The sequence below is a fragment of the Flagellimonas algarum genome (genome assembly GCF_040513375.1).
GTDB lineage: Bacteria > Bacteroidota > Bacteroidia > Flavobacteriales > Flavobacteriaceae > Flagellimonas_B > Flagellimonas_B algarum.
Genome location: NZ_JBEVTG010000001.1, coordinates 1,128,780 through 1,148,813 on the forward strand (window position 1 = coordinate 1,128,780; position 20,034 = coordinate 1,148,813).

General features: G+C 47.9%; 16 protein-coding genes. 2 read left to right on the forward strand and 14 right to left on the reverse strand.

What is annotated here, in order from left to right; translation table 11 throughout:
- The 5 genes from ABV409_RS05205 to ABV409_RS05225 all read right to left on the reverse strand — a co-directional run bounded on the left by ABV409_RS05205 (position 1) and on the right by ABV409_RS05225 (position 2,458).
- Positions 1–582 (reverse strand): DinB family protein, encoded by a 582-nt coding sequence (locus ABV409_RS05205; protein ID WP_353876483.1) that lies wholly within the window; start codon positions 580–582, stop codon positions 1–3.
- A 10-nt stretch (positions 583–592) separates the two neighbouring features.
- Positions 593–1,297 carry a DUF4488 domain-containing protein gene (locus tag ABV409_RS05210; protein ID WP_353876484.1) on the reverse strand — a complete coding sequence of 235 codons (705 nt, stop codon included), beginning with the start codon at positions 1,295–1,297 and terminating at the stop codon, positions 593–595.
- A gap of 2 nt (positions 1,298–1,299) precedes the next feature.
- On the reverse strand, positions 1,300–1,539 hold the full coding sequence (locus ABV409_RS05215) for a DUF1059 domain-containing protein (protein WP_353876485.1): 240 nt from the start codon (positions 1,537–1,539) through the stop codon (positions 1,300–1,302).
- A complete protein-coding gene (locus ABV409_RS05220; RefSeq protein WP_353876890.1) occupies positions 1,539–1,916 on the reverse strand; it encodes a nuclear transport factor 2 family protein in 378 nt (125 codons plus the stop codon). The genes ABV409_RS05215 and ABV409_RS05220 overlap by 1 nt, the downstream gene beginning before the upstream one ends.
- A 62-nt stretch (positions 1,917–1,978) precedes the next feature.
- Positions 1,979–2,458: a c-type cytochrome gene (locus ABV409_RS05225; protein ID WP_353876486.1), complete on the reverse strand. Its 480-nt coding sequence runs from the start codon at positions 2,456–2,458 to the stop codon at positions 1,979–1,981.
- 145 nt (positions 2,459–2,603) lie between these two features.
- Between ABV409_RS05225 and ABV409_RS05230 the strand changes: the two genes are divergently transcribed.
- Positions 2,604–3,077, forward strand: coding sequence for a hypothetical protein (locus tag ABV409_RS05230; RefSeq protein ID WP_353876487.1), 474 nt, complete (start codon positions 2,604–2,606; stop codon positions 3,075–3,077).
- A gap of 18 nt (positions 3,078–3,095) precedes the next feature.
- Here the strand turns inward: ABV409_RS05230 and ABV409_RS05235 are convergent, their stop codons facing one another.
- Positions 3,096–5,834, reverse strand: coding sequence for a carboxypeptidase regulatory-like domain-containing protein (locus ABV409_RS05235; RefSeq protein ID WP_353876488.1), 2,739 nt, complete (start codon positions 5,832–5,834; stop codon positions 3,096–3,098).
- Between the two features lie 73 nt (positions 5,835–5,907).
- On the opposite strand from ABV409_RS05235, the gene ABV409_RS05240 reads away from it, so the two are divergent.
- The gene (locus ABV409_RS05240; protein ID WP_353876489.1) at positions 5,908–6,960 is read left to right on the forward strand and encodes an endonuclease/exonuclease/phosphatase family protein; all 1,053 of its coding nucleotides are present in this window, start codon (positions 5,908–5,910) and stop codon (positions 6,958–6,960) included.
- A gap of 24 nt (positions 6,961–6,984) precedes the next feature.
- Here the strand turns inward: ABV409_RS05240 and ABV409_RS05245 are convergent, their stop codons facing one another.
- The 8 genes from ABV409_RS05245 to uvrC all read right to left on the reverse strand — a co-directional run bounded on the left by ABV409_RS05245 (position 6,985) and on the right by uvrC (position 19,946).
- On the reverse strand, positions 6,985–7,422 hold the full coding sequence (locus ABV409_RS05245; protein WP_353876490.1) for a hypothetical protein: 438 nt from the start codon (positions 7,420–7,422) through the stop codon (positions 6,985–6,987).
- Positions 7,423–7,519: 97 nt separating this feature from the next.
- Complete coding sequence (locus ABV409_RS05250) at positions 7,520–10,762, reverse strand: TonB-dependent receptor (protein ID WP_353876491.1); 3,243 nt, start codon at positions 10,760–10,762, stop codon at positions 7,520–7,522.
- Between the two features lie 156 nt (positions 10,763–10,918).
- The gene (gene pgi, locus ABV409_RS05255) at positions 10,919–12,556 is read right to left on the reverse strand and encodes a glucose-6-phosphate isomerase (protein ID WP_353876492.1); all 1,638 of its coding nucleotides are present in this window, start codon (positions 12,554–12,556) and stop codon (positions 10,919–10,921) included.
- On the reverse strand, positions 12,531–13,835 hold the full coding sequence (locus tag ABV409_RS05260) for a peptidoglycan DD-metalloendopeptidase family protein (RefSeq protein ID WP_353876493.1): 1,305 nt from the start codon (positions 13,833–13,835) through the stop codon (positions 12,531–12,533). Before ABV409_RS05260 ends, pgi begins: the two co-directional genes overlap by 26 nt.
- 5 nt (positions 13,836–13,840) lie before the next feature.
- On the reverse strand, positions 13,841–14,803 hold the full coding sequence (locus tag ABV409_RS05265; RefSeq protein WP_353876494.1) for a tryptophan 2,3-dioxygenase family protein: 963 nt from the start codon (positions 14,801–14,803) through the stop codon (positions 13,841–13,843).
- Between the two features lie 6 nt (positions 14,804–14,809).
- Positions 14,810–15,586: a DUF3108 domain-containing protein gene (locus ABV409_RS05270; protein WP_353876495.1), complete on the reverse strand. Its 777-nt coding sequence runs from the start codon at positions 15,584–15,586 to the stop codon at positions 14,810–14,812.
- 314 nt (positions 15,587–15,900) lie between these two features.
- Positions 15,901–18,150 (reverse strand): patatin-like phospholipase family protein, encoded by a 2,250-nt coding sequence (locus tag ABV409_RS05275; protein WP_353876496.1) that lies wholly within the window; start codon positions 18,148–18,150, stop codon positions 15,901–15,903.
- Between the two features lie 8 nt (positions 18,151–18,158).
- The gene (gene uvrC / locus ABV409_RS05280; protein ID WP_353876497.1) at positions 18,159–19,946 is read right to left on the reverse strand and encodes an excinuclease ABC subunit UvrC; all 1,788 of its coding nucleotides are present in this window, start codon (positions 19,944–19,946) and stop codon (positions 18,159–18,161) included.
- Positions 19,947–20,034: the final 88 nt, after the last annotated feature.

Here is a 20,034-nt window from a genome sequence, read left to right on the forward strand (position 1 = left end):
TCACTCGCGGTTTTTCCCTAGAAAGACGTTGACCTTGGGATCCAATGGGTTGCCCGACATACGTCGAAAGGCAACGATTTGGCCGACGTGATAGATGCAGTCCGATAGCATGCCGTTGAGCATGTTCCATAAAGGAAAATCGAATTGGGCATCGCCGCGTTGAAAAATGACTTGGTACCCCTCCAATTCACTTTCGGTTCCATTCCGATACTTGGCACTGGCCGTTTTCAAATTGTTCAAGGTCATGGCCCGTAGGGTTTCGAACGAATGGCCCGAAAAATCCTTTGGGCGTTCATTGGGGGTGGCCTCGGGTACGTTCAAGATGATTTCTGACATGCCGTAAATATGTTGCAAGGTTTCCCAAACCGTTCGCGCATCTTCAGAGGGTTTGAATTGGATGTCGGTTTCGGTCAGGCCCTCGGTGGCCCAATAATAGCGATAACCTAGGCCATCGACCATACGTGAAATCACATTGCCGGCCGTATATGACTCGGGCGCATCCGGAATTTGGTGGTAGGGGAGTTCTTGGGCGGTCATATCGAGGGTTACCAATAAAGTGATGAATAAAAAGCGTCGTATCACGGTTCAGGTCTTAGTTTCGCAGGCTCCAAATTTCGTAAATCGGCCGGCCTTTGCTGCTCAGGCCTGAATGGTGCCAATCACCGTCCTTGAGCTCGAAATCGAATTCCAATTCGGCACCGACCCGGGCATTGTCCCTTGAGAAGAATTCGATATGCTCGGTGTATTTACCATCAACGGTGGTGTAGGTGCCCCCTCCGGTGCCCATGAATTCCTTGGTTTCGGTATTATAGGCGATCCATTGAAAGCGGGTTCCTGAAAGGATCTTCATGGTCTTGCGTGGCCGGTCGGTGTTTCTTTTCTGCAATGCGCCATCACGCATGCGCCCCGAAATCAACCAAGCGCCCATCAAAGCCCCCGGATTGCCGGCGTCGATCCGTTTCCAGACCTGGTCGTAGCCGTTGGCGGTCAATCGGTCGCCATCGATTTGGATCTCGAAAACCGAGGTAGACCCTACCCGGTCCGGGGTATCGGTATCGAACTCAACGGTTTCGGTCAGCTGGTTGCCCTCAAGGCTCCAACTGCCCCCGTTCGTACTGATGAAAGCACCGGTGTCGGCCTCGTAAAAGGTGGCGACTTGATAGCCTTCGGCAAAAATGACCACACTACGTTGGGTTGTACCGTCAGCTTCGAAGGTGGCTTCCCAAGCCCCTAATAAGGATTGCCCGAACGACAGGCTTGAAATCAATAAACAAAGGAATAACAAAGGGTATTTCATGATCATGGGTTTTCGGGTAAGGCATCAAAGGTCTTGCGTTTGTTCTCGAACCAGGTTTGCATGGCCTCTGGCGACTGCATCAGTGTTTTCATTTTTTCCATGGCTTCGAGATGGTCGGGATCCCCCGTCTGGAACATCCGCATGCCGTGTTGTTTGCTCATTTCAGCGATCTCTTCGAAGGTGTTGGCGGTAAAGGGGGTGTCGCAGGCACCACCCAATTGTTTACAGGTCATGGTTTTCATCAATACATGGTATTAGGGTTGGCTGATTTTTCGGGGATCTGTTGTATGGCATCCCAGTGTTCGATGATCTTTCCTTCCGTATCGAAACGGAAAAAATCCATGGTGACGTATTGGTCGTTGCCCGGCCAGGTCTGGTGGGTGTGCAGGGCGACCAGGTCGCCTTCGCCGATACAGCGCACAAAGGCGATCGACTTGTCGGGGTATTCGCGTTGCATGCGTTCGAAATAGGCAATGAACCCTTGGGTGCCGTCGGCCACATCGGGGTTGTGTTGTATGTATCCGTCCCCAATATAACGTGCTACCGCCCCCTTGGGATCCCCTTCATAGGCCATTCGGTAAAAAGCGATGGCATTGGCTTTGTTCGCTTCGATATCCATATAAAAAATGCCATTACCACCGAAAGGCGATAATGGCATCGAATTGAGTTATCTGAAATTGGTTATAACGTTCGAAGATACTCTGCCAAATCGCGTGCTTCGTCTTCGGTCAGGTTTTGGTTCAACATAATCGCATTGTTGTACTCTTTGAGCAACGCCTTGGCGATTGGGTCGTCTTTCAACATGCCATCGGGGTTGAGCATCATGTTCATGACCCACTCGGGGCTGCGACGCTCATAAACGCCTTTCATGGCCGGGCCGATCATACGCTGTTCGACCATATGGCAGGCGACGCATATCGCGTTGAATTTTGCTTCGCCGCGAGCGGCCATTTCGGCGTCGATCTCACTATCGAAACTCAGTTCTTTGATCGGGCCGATTCCCTTATTGTCAAGATCCACTGGGACCCCTTCGCTAGCGACCTCTTTCGCATCTTCTTTCTTGGTCCGATTGACTTCGAACCCTTCTTTCTTATCTTCTTTCTTACCGCCGCAACTGGCTATGAACAGGCCCATGACGGTCAACAGGAGCAGTCTTTTCATGTTTGTTTGATTAGAGAAACACTAAGATAAACAAAAGTTGGCAGTGGGGCCGGTTAATTTTTCGCAATGCCGAAATACCACAAAATTAACGAGGCTTGTTGCAACCCTGGGCCCTATTTGGCATCTCATTGCAAAACACTGCCCCATGAAACTTCGAATCCTTGGCCTTTGTTTGGCCCTTTTCTTCATGTCTTGCGATGATGACGACCCCTGTGGTGGTGTCATTGCCGATGTATTGACCCAGACCCTTTATGTTTCTTTCGAGAACGCCAATGGCGACAACCTGATTGCCGATGGCACCATATCAACAAGCGCGATATTCACCGAATTCAATGGGTTTCGATCGCCCGGGCTCATCTTCGACGACAGCCTTGAGAACGTACCCGAATCGCTGCGGCACCAACTTCAGATCCCCGTGGTGGGCGAAGAGGACACCGACAATACCTGGGCCATCGAACTCTCGGCTACCGAGACCGACACGCTGATATTGCGACTACGTGTCGAGAGTGAAGGCTGTAGCGGGCGGTTTTATGAGATCTTGGGGGTGACCTATAACGGCCAACCCAGTACGGTCATCGATCTGGGCGATAACAACTATCAGATTCGGGTGGTGAAATAAGCTAAGCTGTCGGTGAATTCATAAACTCACTGCGAAGTTGATAAAAAAGGTGCGGCCGAAACCATACCAGAACCGAGGGGCAAAGGAGGGGTTATCGCGTAACAGATCTTGCTGTAGTTGACCGAAGTTTCCATTGCGACTTTGTTCGAAACCCCCTGTTTTGTAAACGGTGTCAAAAATATTGTTCAAGCTGATGAACAGGCTGATATACTTCCCTTTTCGCAACCAAGACTTTCCACCTACCATGTTCAAAAGATAAAAATCGCCCAACGGATTTTGGTTCAAAAGCGCAGCAATGTTTTCAGGGGTCGCTTCAGGGAAAGGGGTGCTGGTTTCTGGGTCTAGGGCAAAACTTGATGTACGGGTTATCGTCGAAAGGCCCACATAAGATCTTTTTAGATGGTTGGCTGTCGCACCTATCCACCAATAACTTGGGTCCAGATACGAAAGTCCGATCGCATAGGCTTGTTCGGGACCTTGGGCTAGATGCAATCCCTTGATCTTGGCGTTACCCAAAGCGATACTGCCCTCGGGATCGATCAAATCTTCTTGCGCCGAGGCGGTATCAAAGTTTATGGTGACATTGGGATTGCTGGCGAAAACATAGGACCCCAAGTTTCCTGCCAAAGTAAGTTTGACCTGGGGGGACAGTGCATACTCGAATCCAAACTCGATACCCCTATGAAGTTGATCAAGATCGGTAAGTACCTCTTGCACGAAGTCAGATCCAAGTCCGGAATCCACGAAAAAGAAATTGATGTCGGTCCGGTTTTGGAAACGGGTATGGTATGCACCGATCCTTCCGGTCAGTTTAGGAAGTCTCATATCGTAGCCAACCTCCAAAGCATTGACGGTTTCGGATTGAAGCCCGGGCACGATTTCGTTTTGCTCCCTGGGGTTGACAAAGGCGTTTTGTAGCAAAGGGGGGCGTTCAGTGTGGGCGCCGCGGAAGCTGAACCAATGCCTGCCCGATATCCGATAGGTAAACCCTCCTTTTAATTGGAGCCCCGAATGATCGATGGGCTCACTTTCCCCCAATGAATCATCAAGAAAGCGTTCATTTCGAAATTTGCCAATCCTGCTTAGACTTTGGTTTCGGAACCCTACTGTAAGCGCTACTTGCCAACGGGATACCCCATAATGCAGTTGGGCGAAGAACCTACTGGAAAACCCTTCGATGTCATAATCGTAATTGAAGCGTTCGCCTTGTCCTTTTTGAACGTCCCCTTCCGTATCATTGCGGGTGTTTGAAAATGCATCTACATCGGCATGGAACACCCCGCCCAATAAATCTCGGATCTTTGCGAAATTGGACGAGGTGAGTTGTTTGATTTCCGCTCCAAAATCCATTGAAAGGGATTCCCCAAATCGAAAGTTCGCTACCATACCGGCAGTCAACTGGGTGTCGTCTACCGTATCATCATATAAGACATATGAAGCTTGGCCGTCGTTCAGTGGGGTCCGATTCGCTTGATGGATTCGTTCCCAATCAAGCTGTGGATTGTTCCTGAAACCTTCCCTTGCCAAAGCGGCATTGGTGAAATCAGCTCCGATGGGATTATTGATGTAAAAACTAGGGAGGTACCGGTAAAAAGTCGGGTCTGGATTTGGGGCATTGAAGAACCCCAATCGACTGTTCCTGCGGCTACCGATCTGATAAGCAACACCTGTGGTGAGCTCGAAATTTTTGGATCGATACCGGTAGTTGGCCATGACGATGGGTTCGAAAATAAAGCGCTCGCGTGCATTTCGGATCTTGCCATCTTGAAGTCCCCAATTCGGGTTGTACGCCCGGCCAGCCAAATCAAATACTTCATCGGTTACCGCAGCACTCCTACCACGTCTGGTATGGGCAAGGATACCGGAAATACTTAGGGAATGTCTATTCTTGAATTCCCATTCCAATGCACTGAAAAAGGAGAATCCGCCGAAAAGTGTACCGTCGATATATCCTTGATTTCCCGACCGATGGGAAACCGAAACCGTAAAGGCCAAACCATTTGATGGTGCACTGGTGTGGGTTGCCATAATACGTCCGCTATACGTACGGTTCGACGCTGATACCGAAAAGCGTGTACCCGGTCTCATTTTCGATGGTCGCAAATCAAAATCGGTGCTTCCCAGTACCCCACCGAAGCCATAACGGGAGGACCTTAATCCATGTCGATGTTCTTGGGTTCGTGTTACATCGTTCAACCCGCCCCAGTTGTTCCATTCCGGTCTTCCATTCAAAAGTTTGTTCATCGAAATCCCATTGATTCGAAGGACCCCTTCGCTCGAATCATAACCGCGGACCCGAAAAAAAGCTTGACCGAAATCGAAAGCTGCCTTTCTCAAGTACACATCCTTGGTGGCTTGCAATAAACCAACAGCTGCCTCAGGTGATTCCCCATCACCTGATAAATCGCTATCGGTCAACGACACGATGTTGTCCGTGTTCGCTATAGGAAGAAGGCGTTGAAGCCTAATGATGCCAAGAGCCAAGGGTTTGCTTTCAAGCATCAAGGCGATACTTTGGGTTGCGTAGTTGTTGGCCTCAATCACCAATACTTGATTGCCTTGCCATGTGGACCGAATCTCGAAGTACCCCTGTTCGTTGGTGGGGATGTGGGCGGTGCTCCCCAATAATGATACTTCCGCGAACGATATGTTAGTTCCTTGAAAATCCCGTATCGTTCCGGTAATTACCGTTTCATTTTGGCCGCAGACAGGAAAGTACCCACTGAAAAGAATTACAACGAAGAGCAGTGTTTTCATTACGATTTTTTGGATGGAGAATATAGGATGGCCATGTCGCAATTAATGCGAACGGGTCATGCTAAACTTCGGCATGAAGCATATGCTTGGTAAGGGAGTGTTACTGTGTTCCATTTTAGGGATTTCCGCGATATGGGGCCAAGTGGATAAGGAATATCAACTGCGCTCGGTGGCTTTTTATAATGTCGAAAACCTCTTCGACACCATCAACGACCCATTGACCCAAGATGATGCCCGAACACCAGAGGGGCGGTATCGATGGACGAAATCCAGATATGACCTCAAAATTAAGAACCTGGCCAGGGTAATATCCCAAATTGGAGCAGACACTCGGGGCACCCCTCCTGATATAATAGGCCTATGCGAGGTTGAGAACAGTGAGGTGCTCCAGGACCTGATTGCCGACCCCCAACTTGCGCCGTTTAGGTATCGGGCCATACATTTGGATGGAACCGATGAGCGAGGTATCGAAACGGCATTGCTCTATAAGAACGATAGTTTTTTGCCATTGACTATCAAATCCATACCCTTAAAACTATTTAACGAAAAAGGGTTTCGTGACCATACGCGAGATCAGCTTGTAGTCGAAGGACTCTTGGATACTGAACGGTTCTATTTTATCGTAAACCACTGGCCTTCCCGAAGTGGGGGAGAGCTGCGAAGCAAACCCTATCGTATGCAAGCGGCCCGATTGAATCGAAAGCTAATCGATTCCATTCAAATCCGGGACCCAAGAGCGAAGATCATCAGTATGGGGGATTTTAATGATAATCCGTTGGACGACAGTTTTAAAAAGGTTTTAGGTACGTCGTCAAAACGGGGGCAGGCCCAGGGGAAATCCTTGTACAATCCGATGGAATTGTTATACCGAAAAGGGATTGGATCCTTAGCGTATCGCGACCAATGGCACCTTTTCGACCAGTTCTTTATGACTGCTTCCCTTGACACGATAGATCGATCGTCCTATTCTTTTTGGAAAGCCTTCGTATTCCAATCACGGAATTTGTCGACTTCTTCGGGCAACTATAAAGGCTATCCATTTCGCACTTTTGTAGGAACGACCTATCAAGGCGGCTATTCAGATCATTTCCCGATCGGTCTTTTTTTAATCAAAACCGCGGAATAGGAAGAAGGAAGGGATCGTATTGACCTACCCAAACCACTGCCCCCAAGGGATCCGGCTCAGGATCAAGACCAGCCCGAGCAGATAGAAGATGGCGATGCTCTTGAACTTCGCCTTGTCGGTGGTTTTCTTTTTATGGCGTGACCAGCCCACGGTGATCAGGGCGATGGCCAATATATTGGTCAAAGGATGCTCTAAGGCCAACAAGCGCGATGCGGCGTTCATGCCCCCCATGCCCAATTCTTGGATCGCGTTGAACCCGTTCGAAGAAACAAAATACACGATCAGGCCGATGACCAACTGCAAATGGCTCAAAATAAGCGCGAACAGACTGACCCGAAGGTCTTTTTCGAACTTGAACTCGCGATTGCCCAACCAGCCCATCAAGGCGTTCGAGGTGGCGACGAATAAAATAAAGAGCACGGCATAGGCCATGTACGAGTGTAAGTTGGTCAAAATTTCCATGGGTATTCGCGTTTGATGCCCCAATGTACAATTTTTGGGAGCAAAAAAAAACCCCGCCATTGGCGGGGTTTTACTGGTATTGAACTATTAACCAAACTTAATTAAAGATATATCGAATACCTAGTTGTGCTTGCCATCTTGATGATTGGATACCGAAGTCATCCAATTGTTCGAAATCAGGGTTGCCATTGGCATCCATAACCCCATCATTGATAGCGAATACCGGAGTATCACCAGTCGATACGGTCGTCAAAGGACTGACCTCGCTGCTGACGAACTTCAATTGACCCCACTCTTTGTTCAACAAGTTGGTGAAGTTGAAGATATCGGCAGACAACTGGAAGGTGTGCTTCTTGTTACCGAAGTCGATCGTGAAGTCTTGAAGAACTTTCAAGTCAACGATATGGCTCCAAGGTCCGCGAACGGCGTTACGCTCGGCATAGTTACCACGGTTTTCACGTAGGTAATCGATGCTGTTGATGAAGGTATCCAAACGTTCCCATTGAGCAGCTTGCTCAGCGGCATCACCTGAGAATTGGATCTCAGCGGCGTTTCTTGGGATGTAGATCAAGGCGTTGTCACGTGAATCGTCGTTCAACAAATCACGGCCCTCACGGTAGCTAAAGCTGTAAGGGGTGCCTTGGAAACCTTGATAGAACAAGGCAACGGTCGTCTTAACGTTTTCGTTCCAAGTCAATTGGTATGACGCATCAGCAGTGATACGGTTACCGATGGCGAAATCGGAACGGGAAACAGGAATGTTCGAGTTCTTACCGTTAACGGTCAAGATGTTTCTCCATTGTGAACTGTTCTGTGAAGAGGTACCGTCAAAGATTTTGTTCGACTCCCCGTAGGTGTACGATACAGAGCCTGCAAAACCGTTTTCGAATGGCTTTCTCAAGGTGAAAGTCACGTTGGTCGCATCCCCACCACCGGTGTTCGAAGCCAAGATGATCCTACCGTAAGTATCATCGATCTCGGCCCTTCTGTCATAGAACGGACGGTTATCGGCACCTTGATAGAAACCGGTAGGGCCTCCAAGGTTCAAGTTTTCGTAATAAATATCCTGTACGACGTCGGTGTACAAGAAATCAACCGTACCGATCAAGCCCCACCAAGGGAGTTTTTGGTCGATAGCGATGTTGTATTTCATCACCTGTGGCAATTGGAAGTCTTCAGCGACCAAGTCGATGTTACCACCCAAACCACCTGAACCAGGTGCGGGATCTTCGAACTGGTTGTTTACATCAGCAACGAAAGGCTGGCCGAACTCGAAATTGAATCCACCGGTAACCCCGTTGTTGTTGTAGGTACCTCCAGGCCATACCAATGGCAAACGAGAGGTGAAGATACCAAGACCACCACGAATCTGGGTAGAACTCTCACCGTTAACGTCCCAGTTGAACCCAAGACGAGGGGAGAATACGGCCGTACTGACCTGTTGACCGACACGGGCACCTTGAAGGTCTTTTCCGTTGGCTTCCAAAAGCGCTACGGTTCTGGTGTTGAAATCTTCGTTTTCAGTACCGCTTTTCCAAACCGGAATATCGATACGTGCACCAAGACTAACCCTGAAGTTATCGGTAACGTCGATTTCATCTTGTACATAGAATCCGTATTGTTCGGTCTTGAAGTCGGCAGAACCGTCAGAATCATCACCGTTCAAACCGTTACCGACCAATGAGTAGCCGTGTTGGTAAACGTCGGCATCTTGACCGGTCAAGAATTGGTTCAAACCAGAAGAAAGCAAGTTTCCTTCATCGTCGAATTGATCTTCAAAGGTGTAATCACCGAAGTTAAAGGCGAAGAACAAGTTCTTTACGGTAGCGAATTCAAGGTTGGCCCCTAAGGTCACCGTGTGACGCCCTGCGTAGATGTTGAAGTTGTTCGTAATGGTCAAGTAATCGGTATTCAACAAGTTGGCCGTTGAGAAAGGCTCTGAACCAAAAGAGATCGTACCGTTACCGTCTTGGATATCGACAGTTGGGAACGGATCGCCAGAAGGATCCCTATCATCACGTACGGCAGTGTAACCGATAACCAAGTTGTTGCTGAATTTGTTTCCGAATCGGGAGTTCAATTCCAAAGCGGTAGAATTGGTGTTCGACTCGAAGAACTCAGAACCGTTGATGAACCCGATGTTGTTGTTTCCTGAACTACGGGCTTCAAGGTTTTCAGCACCAACATAACTGTGACGCAATGAAAGCTTGTGGTTGTCATCGATGTTCCAGTCCAATTTGGCAACAAGGGTGTTGCTTTCCAAAGTCCTGGTGTTGTTGTCGAAGATACCGGTGTTGTACCCGTAAGTGCTCTGTAAGAAGCTGCTCAAGTTATCCAAATCGGCCTGTGAGGCACGACCGGTGTAGTTACTGAAATTGAACGGCTGTGGAATCTCGGTCTCCCCTCTTTCGTAGTTCACGAAGAAGAACAGTTTGTCTTTGACCAATGGACCTCCGATACGAACACCATAGGTATTCGCTGAGAAGTCGGCCAATTTCTCACGCTCTTCACCGTCACCGACCAAGCTAGGTGGTGTTTTACCGGCCAAAGATTCGCCACGGGTAAAGTAGTAGGCAGAACCTTCGAACTCATTCGAACCCGAACGGGTAATCGCGTTGATCGAACCACCGGAGAAACCGGACTGACGTACGTCAAAAGGCGCGATGTTGATCTGGAAGGTTTCGATCGCATCGACAGAAAGTGGGTTGACCCCGGTCTGACCACCGTTGGTACCTGAGCCTGCTAGTCCGAAAACGTCATTGTTCACGGCACCATCGATGTAAATCGCGTTATACCTGTTGTTCTGACCTGCCAACGAAATCGAGAATCCGTCATCACCCTCGCTCAACTGTGCTTGAGGGGTAAGACGTACGAAATCCGCCAACGATCGTGAAGCGGCAGGAGTGGTAGCGACCTGTCGTTGCGAGATCGTGGTTTCAGTACCGGTCTTGCTCGATCCGAAAACCCCGTTTGAAACGGCAGTAACAACGACTTCGTCAAGTGCCGTAGCCGATTCTACCAATTGTACATTGATCCTTTGGGTCGAACCAAGGTTCAAGAAAATACCTTCTCTAAGGTCATCGTTGAAACCGATGTACGAATAGGTGATTTGGTAAGGACCACCAGAACGCATACCGGAAATACGGTAGTAACCGTCAAAGTCGGTAGCTGCACCATAAGTTGTTCCGGTAGGAACGTGAACAGCTACTACAGTTGCTCCGGGCAAAGGCTCCCCGTTGTTGTCGGTAACCTTTCCACCCAATGAAGAGGTGGTAACCCCTTGCGAGAACGCCGTAGCCGAAACTACCAACGCCAAAACTAACAAGTAGATTTTTTTCATTTTAACAGTGTTTTAAGTGTTCGGCAAAAGTCTTGCATTCACTCCTGTTATATGTTAACTAAACGTTAAGAATGGCGAAGGGCCGGTGTGCCGGCTGTTTGAAAACCCGATGATTCCCAATGGGTTAAGAAAGCCCGAATCTTACAAAATCGTAAATTAAGCTTTAAAAAATTGTATAAGATTCAAAGTCGACGAGTCGTGCTTGCCGATTTCGGAATTTTCAAGGTCGCTGAGTATGTTTTTGGCAAGTAATTTTCCCAATTCGACCCCCCATTGGTCGTAGCTGAAAATGTTCCAAACTACCCCTTGAACGAAAATCTTATGTTCGTAAAGCGCGATAAGACTTCCGAGGCTTTCTGGGGTTAGCGCATCAATGAGTAAGGTATTGGTCGGTTTGTTGCCCTCAAATACCTTATACGGTACCAAAGCTTCCATTTCGGAAGCCGATAATCCGCTGCCCTTGAGGTCAAGACGCACTTCGTCGGCATCCTTCCCGTTCATCAGGGCTTCGGTCTGGGCAAAGAAATTGGCCATCAACTTATTGTGATGGTCTTGTTCTCCGTGCAAAGGCTTCTTGAAGCCGATGAAATCGGCCGGGATCAATTTGGTACCCTGATGGATCAATTGGAAGAACGCATGCTGCGAATTGGTGCCTGGTTCGCCCCAAATGATCGTTCCGGTCTCATGGCCTACCCGTTGGCCGTTTCGATCGACGCTTTTTCCGTTACTTTCCATGATACCCTGTTGCAAATAAGCCGATAGGCGATGCAAGTATTGGCTGTATGGGATCACGGCCTCGGTTTCAGCGCCGTAAAAGTTGTTGTACCACACACTGATCATGGCCAACACCACCGGAATGTTCGTTTCGAAGGCTTCGTTTTTGAAGTGGGTGTCCATCCGGTTCGCGCCGCTCAGCAACTTTTCGAAGTTGGCATACCCAACGGCGATGGCTATCGATAGGCCGACAGCACTCCAAAGTGAAAAACGGCCGCCTACCCAATCCCACATCGGGAAAACGTTGGCTTCCGCGATACCGAATTCCTCGATTTTCGGTAGGTTGGTCGAAACCGCTGCGAAATGGGTCGCGATATCTTTCTCGGCGGCATGCTCCAGAAACCACTTTTTGATGGTCAGGGCGTTGCTCAAGGTCTCTTGGGTGGTGAACGATTTCGAAACAACGATGAACAAAGTCGTTTCCGGATTCAATGTTTTCAATACTTCATGTACATGATCCCCATCGACATTGCTCACGAAGTGGATGCCGAGATGGTTGCGGTAATAACGTAGGGCTTCCGTGACCATGACCGGACCGAGATCCGAACCCCCGATACCGATATTGACCACGTCGGTAAAGGCCTTGCCGGTAAACCCTTTCCTCTCGCCTGAAATGACGGCGTCGGCAAAATTTTTGATTTGCTCGCGTACCGCGAACACCTCAGGTACCACATTGCTACCTTCTACCAAAACCTCATCGTTTCGATTGGCGCGTAAAGCGGTATGTAACACCGCCCGATTTTCAGTGGCATTGATTTTGTCACCCCCAAAATAGGTTTTGATGGCTTGGGGCAGCCCTACTTCATTGGCCAAGTCGAACAACAGGTCTAGGGTGGTCTTCGAAATCCGGTTTTTCGAATAATCGACCAAGAAGTCCTCCCAATGGATGGTGAAATCACCCCCCCGATCGGGGTCGTTTTCGAAGAGGGTTTTTAAGGTGTGTGATCGTGTTTCGGTAAAGTGGGCTTCAAGCTTTTTCCAGGCTTCGGTCGACTTAGGGTCGATTTTGGGTAGTGCCATTAGGTTCGTTGAGGGTTAGTAAGTCTTCTTCGTCTGTGGTTGACTTTTCGAATTCGATACAATCCAATTGTTGTTTGATCGATGCGATATGATTGAGATAATCCGTTTTCAATGAATCGGCTATGGGTTCGGCCGCAGGTAGCTTTTCGCGTAGGGGATCTACCTGTCGTCCATTTTTCCAGAAGCGGTAACAAACATGGGGCCCCCCGGTATTTCCGGTCATTCCGACCCAACCGATCACATCGCCTTGGCGAACGAATTCGCCTCTTTTCACCTTTTGCTTGCGCATGTGCAGGTATTGGGTGCTGTAGGTGCCGTTGTGTCTGATCTTCACGTATTTGCCGTTACCCCCTCGGCGAGTCGATTCGGTGACCGTGCCGTCTGCCGTAGCGATGATCGGGGTGCCCACCGGAGCCGCATAGTCGGTGCCCTTGTGTGGCCTGACTTTATACCCGTAATAGGCGATCCGTCGTTTCAAATTGTAGCGTGATGAGAGACGATACCCGAATTTGATCGGGGCCCGTAAAAAGGTACTGCGCAGGTTATTGCCCGCTTCATCAAAGTAATCCAAGATCGCTTTTTCGGGATCTACGGTATATGGGAACGCATATACGGGTTTGCCCTTGTGCTCAAAAAACGCCGCTTCAATGGGTTCGACACCGGCGTAAATCGAGTCGTTGATATACCGTTCCTTGAAGAGGATCTTAAAGCGGTCCCCTTTTTCCAGTTTGAAGAAATCGATGGTCCACGCATAGATCTCACTCAGATTGATGGTGACCAGGTAATCGACACCCAAGCTGTCAAGGGTCATAGAGAGTGAGCTGTTGATGACCCCCGAAACCTCACGCTGTCGAAATGTAACTTCTTTCTTGCTTTTATAGGCCCGTACCGAATCACGAAGATCGACCACGGTGTAATTGATGCGGTCGTTTTCATAAATGAAGATCTGTGCCGCCTCGGCCGAATCCTTTGATTTCAATATAGTGTAAGGCTTGCCGATCTTGATGCGCTTGACATCGAAGGTATCTTTGTATTCTTCGGCGATCTTGGCGATTTTCGGATAGTCTACCTTATTGGCCAGCATCAATTGACCAAAGCTATCACCATTTTTGATGGTGTCGTTGACAACGAGGAAATCGTCAAGGTTGAAACCGTATTTTTTCGGGGAAGGTGTTGCGATCGGAATTTGGGCGATTACTTCCTCCGTGGTTTTCTTCTCCTCCTTGCATGAAATGATCAGTAGGCTACATGCCAAAATAGCGCCCCAGTATTTCCCCATTGAAATTATGTGTTATCCGGATTGAACATGTGGTCGACCCACTGTTTTCCCCAAGTATCCAGTTCGTTTTCTGAATACAAAGTTGGGAAAAATATTATTTTTTGAAAACTCGGGGGGAGATAGTCTTTCCAATTCGTGCCTCCGGTAGCATCGACCGCCTCTTTTTCCTTGGCCAAATAGCGGTAGGCGGAGCCCATATGCATCAACGGCCAGTTCACGTTGGCATTGACATCGAGATGCTTTAAAGAGCTGATCAGGGTGTCGTCATTTCGCGCCGCTTCCGGAAGTGAAAGGTATTTATGGTATATGGTCCGATTTTCGACCTGTTTGGCGATTCGGATCAAACGTGGGGTATAGCGGTATTCAAATTGTTTCAAAGTGAGGGTCTTTTCACCGGTCTGCAAATCGGTCGCCCCTTTTTTCCAATAGATATGTTCGTACAGTTCCTCGATACCATCTTCGGCGGAGTATTGCCCCCGCTCGGTATGATGCACCAAGTTTTCCATCGGCGTGGCATAGATCTCGATCATTCGGTACTGTGCCGATTGAAAACCACTGGCTGGCAATAGGGCCATGCGATATCTCAAGAACTGCTCCCTTTCCATACCCTTGATCATAATACTGAACGAAGAGATCAGGGCTTTGTAATAGCTGTTTATCCGGTTTACCCGATCGACGAAAAAATCAAGTCGTTGTGATTTGTCATCGACCAGCTGTTTTTGTTCGTGCAAGATCAACTTGAAGAACAACTCCGTGATCTGATGGTACATGATGAATATCTCTTCATCCGGAAAATGGGTCCGGGGTACCTGAATGCTCAATAGGGTGTCGAGGTGTATATAATCCCAATAGGTGAGGTAACGTTGGTATAGTAAACCGTCGAGATAGGAACCCAGGTCTTGCCCTGAGTTTTTGAACTTCTCTTCAAGCTTGTTGATTTGGGACTCAATCCGCTTGTCTTCTTCCATTGATCGTCAATCCATGATTATCTTGAACTGATTGCGAAGGCCGTTGTATCCATCCAAATCGGCTTTGATGGAACCTACGGCCAAATCGGCCTTGATACGCACGGGAATTTTGTTCAGGTCGTTCGAAACCCAAAGGGTGAGGCTTTCCTGCTCTTTGAATACCCTACCCGATTGTACATAGGGCCTAAATTTAAGACATTCTACCTTACCGTATTTCGTCTTTAGGATTTCTTTACCTAGATATTTTAGTTTGAATTGGTAAACGCCGTCGTCATCATAAAGCATGTTGAGCACGATACTTTCGCCCACGGTAAGGTCGTTTTCATGGTAATGGCTTCGCAGGTAATATGAGGCCGAGAGCAGATCCTGGATCTCATTGTCTATGGGGATGTCGTATACCTTCTTGTTCTTGTTATCAACGAGTTTCGCGAGGTCTTGGTTGTAATTGAAATCGATTTCAATGTCTTTGGTATAGCCCCCCTCATCGATCTTTCGGATAAAGCGATAGGGTTTGTTGTCGGTCTTTCCGAAATAACTTTCATAGGTATCGTCGACCTTGAAGAACAATCGGGCCAAACCTGTGGTGCGGCCCTTGCCGACTACATGGTATACCGGAATGCTATCGAGCTGCTCCGAAGTGAGTTTCAAGGTGGCGAAACTGGCATTGAATATTCCGTAGTGGATTCGGAATTTCAGCCATTCACCCGCTTTGTAGGCCGCAGTACCTTGACCGGTGGCCATAGCACTGAACAACAATAATCCTATGATAATGAGCTTTTTCATGCAATCGTAATCAATGTAAAATTACCAAAACCGATTATTTTGTCGGCCGTTTTACATTAACTTAAACAAAAGTTATTCCAAAGTATTGTATAAAAAAAGCCCCGATGGAGACATCGGAGCTTTTTCTAAATAACCAACCAAACTTTAAATTATGAAAAACCAATACTTAAAGTAATGAGGGAACCACCCCTCGTTACCCCAAAGATAGGACAAGGGGCTAGCAAAAAATGGGGTTTTAACCAACTTTAACTTTGCGGCTCGGATATTTAGATCGTCTTAATAAAATGGGGCCGTTTTTTAAGAATTTTTTGGGTTTAAAACCAGTATCCCACACTGAAAAACACGCTGCCCTCATCGATTTGGGGCGACCACGAATAGTAGACCTGTATCGGTCCGAGAAACGACTCCAGCCCATACCCGATACCATAGCCTGAAAAGGAGGGTTCGGTAAACCAATCCCCGGTACGGAAAAGGTCATCGGCCACGTTGGCGACATTGGCTGAGAACAATAGGTGGTTCTTTTTGGTGATGAGATAATCAAGGCGCGCATAGGCTTTGACATAGCTATTGCCTGGTAGACTTAGAAAATCATAGCCGAAAAAGGGGATGAAATTATTGATGGGGTCGTTTCCGAACCCGCCGAGAACGAAATCAAAGGAAGTCACCCCCGAGGTGCCAAGTTTAAAGCCCCCTTCCGTTTCTATGTTCAGGCTGAGGTTGGGAAACAGCCCGAAGGCCGTACCCATACGGGCCTGGGCAATCGAAAATTCCTTGAAGTTCTCATTGAAATCCGATGAGAGTAGGTAAAAATGGAAATCCCCGTCGAAATACAATCCTTTGGTCGGAAAGTACTTGTCATCATAGCTATCAAAAGTCAGCCTTCCGTAGGTACTAAAGTAATTGCTGTTCTCGAAGAAAGTTCGGTTATTCGGAGTGGCCATCAAGTTTTCGAGCTGGTCTTGAGGGAGGTCGTTCAAGGTCTTTGAACTGTACTTCAACAGCTTGTGTTCCAATCCGATACTGAAGGCGAATTCTTCACGTAAGACCGTCTGTAAATAAAACTGATTCGTTAGATCGGTAACATCAAGACGGATCTCGCCGATATTGGGGTCGTCGATCGCATTGAAGTTTTGACGGATGAGGTCGTAATCGATTTCGGCATCGAAACTGGTAAAATTCGAGTTGATACCGAAACTCCAATATGAACCACGATCGACGTAATATTCCAGATTGTATCGCACATGGTCGCCCAAGATGAGGTCGAACGAAGCGACATCGTCATTGACGAACAGGTTTTTTCGCGTCAGGTTGATCAGGGCGGCGCTTTTGTAGAGATCGTCGTAATGGGCGGCCATTTTGATATACATTTTGGTCGGGTCCTCTTTCAATTTCAAAATCAGATCCGTTCCCAGGCCGTTTGAGGATAGTTCATAACGTATGGCCTTGAAGTTCCCGGTCGCGGCCAAATTACTGAGGCCTTGTTTCAATTTTTCGAAAGGTATTTTTTCAGCCAGGTTGAATCGCAGTTTTCCTTTGATGTAGCCCCGTGTGTAGTTGTTGTTGCCTTCAATGAGCAATCGATTGATGACCAGGCTATCGGGCATGATGACCGGAATCCGATGCTTACGCTCCGAGCTTTGTTCTCCAGCGAGCTGTCGTAGCGCTTCGAGTTGTTCTTGGGCACCGGCGACGCCACTGTCGATGATTTCATCACCACGCTCGAAATCGATGACCGAAAAGTCTTCGATGTTAGGTTTGATATATACATCGGTCTTTCCGATCTTTTCGACCATATCATTTACCGTTCGATAGTTGTTGATCTGCAATAAGATCTCTGTAGCCGAAGAAAGCGATTCGCGATCGGCCAAGGCATCTTGAACGTCGACACCGATGATCAGGTCGGCGCCCAATTCCTTTACCTCGTCAATGGGATAATTGTTTACCACCCCACCATCGATCAACAGGTCACCATCCAACTCTGCGGGTTCGAATAAAGACGGAAACGTGCCACTTGCCATGATCGCTTCAGGAAGGTACCCCTGATCGAGTAACACGGGTTTTCCGGTTTCGACATTGGTTGCGATGCATAGAAACGGTATCGGGAGTTTATTGAAGTCGCGCACGTCCTTGACGTGGTACAACAGCCGAACCAATTCGATATAGATATTCTGGCCTCCGGATATCGCTTGGGGGAAAGACACCTTGAAATCATCAAAGGGCAGCCCGAGGGCATAACGCTCCGAATCTTCTTTTTCGTAAAAAGTCTTTGCGCCCCTTGGCACGTTATCTTGGATCAGGGTAGCGAAATTGGTTGATCGAAAAATCGAATCGAGCTGATGGGCCGAATATCCAGAGGCGTAAAGTGCCCCTACAATGGCCCCCATACTGGTGCCGCCGATATAGTCGACCTTTACCCCGGCTTCTTCGATGATCTTCAAGGCCCCGATGTGGGCCATGCCTTTGGCACCACCCCCACTCAAGACCAAACCGACCTTAACGTCTTCTTTTTGGGCTTGACCGAAAGCGCACAGGAACAATAGGATATAGATGATCGATCGATGCATAACGAGGTTCAATGAAAACTTTCGAAGACTTTTTTTGCTTTGGCCATTCCGATGGCCTGCGCTAGACTTTCTATCGAAGCTTCTTTTATTTTTTTTACTGATTTGAAGGTTTTTAAAAGGGTTTCGGTCGTTTTTTCGCCAATACCGTCAATCGTGCCAAGTTCAGACCCAATGGCCGCCTTGCTTCGTTTGTTCCTATGGAATGTGATGCCGAAACGGTGGGCTTCGTTGCGTAATTGTTGGATAATTTTAAGGGTTTCCGATTTTTTATCAAGATACAAGGGGATCGGATCGTCAGGAAAATAGATTTCTTCTAAGCGTTTGGCGATTCCGATAATCGCGATCTTACCACGTAACCCCAAGATGTCAAGACTTTTCAGCGCTGAAGATAGTTGTCCTTTACCGCCATCGATGACAATGAGTTGGGGCAGGGGTTCTGCTTCGTTCAACAGCCGTTTGTAGCGTCTAAAGACCACTTCTTCCATAGAAGCGAAATCATCGGGCCCCTCAACGGTCTTGATATTGAAATGGCGGTATTCTTTTTTCGCCGGCTTGGCGTTTTTGAAGACGACGCAGGCCGCCACCGGATTACTCCCTTGAATATTCGAATTATCGAAACACTCGATATGCGAGGGCTCTTTGGTCAAACGCAGATCGGACTTCATTTGCGAAAGGATGCGCTTCGAATGTCTGTCTGGATCGGTGATCTTGATCTGTTTGAAACGCTCTTGCCTGAAGAACTTGGCATTTCGCAATGAAAGATCGATGAGTTTCTTCTTTTCGCCTAATTTTGGAACGGTTACTTTCAGAGTATCGGGCACTTCGACCGGAAACGGAAGGTATACTTCCTTTGAAGATGCGTCAAAACGCTGTCGCAATTCAACAATGGCCAGGCTTAAAAGGGCTTCGTCACTTTCGTTCAATTTCTTTTTGATCTCAAGGGTGTGCGATCGTATGATGGCCCCATGTGAAACTTGCAGGTAATTGACATAACCGTAAGACTCGTCGGAAAAGACCGAGAAAACATCGACATTGTCGATTTTCGGATTGACCACCGTCGATTTGACTTGATAGTTTTCCAGGATATCCAATTTCTCTTTGACCCGCTGCGCTTTCTCGAACTCCAAATCAGCCGCATGTTGTTTCATTTGATGCTTGAAATAGGTCAGTGAGCTTTTGAAATTGCCTTTGATGATCTGGCGGATGTCTTGGATTTGTTGATGGTATTCTTCGGCCGATTGATACCCCTCACACGGACCTTTGCAGTTTCCCAAATGGTATTCCAAACACACTTTGAACTTATGGGCATCGATTTTCGTTTGGGCCAGGTCGTAATTGCAAGTGCGGATCGGATAAACGCTTTTGATCAAATCCAACAAGGTTTTCACGGTTTTCATGCTGGTATACGGGCCGAAATATTCCGATCCGTCTTTGATCAACTTTCGGGTCGGAAAGATCCTCGGAAAGCGTTCGTTTTTGATACATATCCATGGATATGATTTGTCATCGCGCAATAGGACATTGTAGCGCGGTTGGTACTTTTTGATGAGGTTGTTCTCGAGTAAAAGGGCATCCGATTCCGTTGCGACAACGATATGTCTGATGTAACTGATCTTCGAGACCAAGACCCTCGTCTTTCCGTATTCGTGTTTTTTGGTGAAATACGAAGCGACCCTTTTCTTTAGGTTTTTGGCCTTGCCCACATACAGGATGGTATCGTCCTTATTGTAAAATTGATACACGCCCGGACTATCGGGTAGGCTGCTCAATTGAACTTCTATGGGTACCTCGGACATGCTTTTCGGATGGAAATGGATTAGCGCTTAAAGCACGTTAAATTACTACGTTTTTTTTACAAGACCGGAAGCCAAGCAGGGTTTTGTC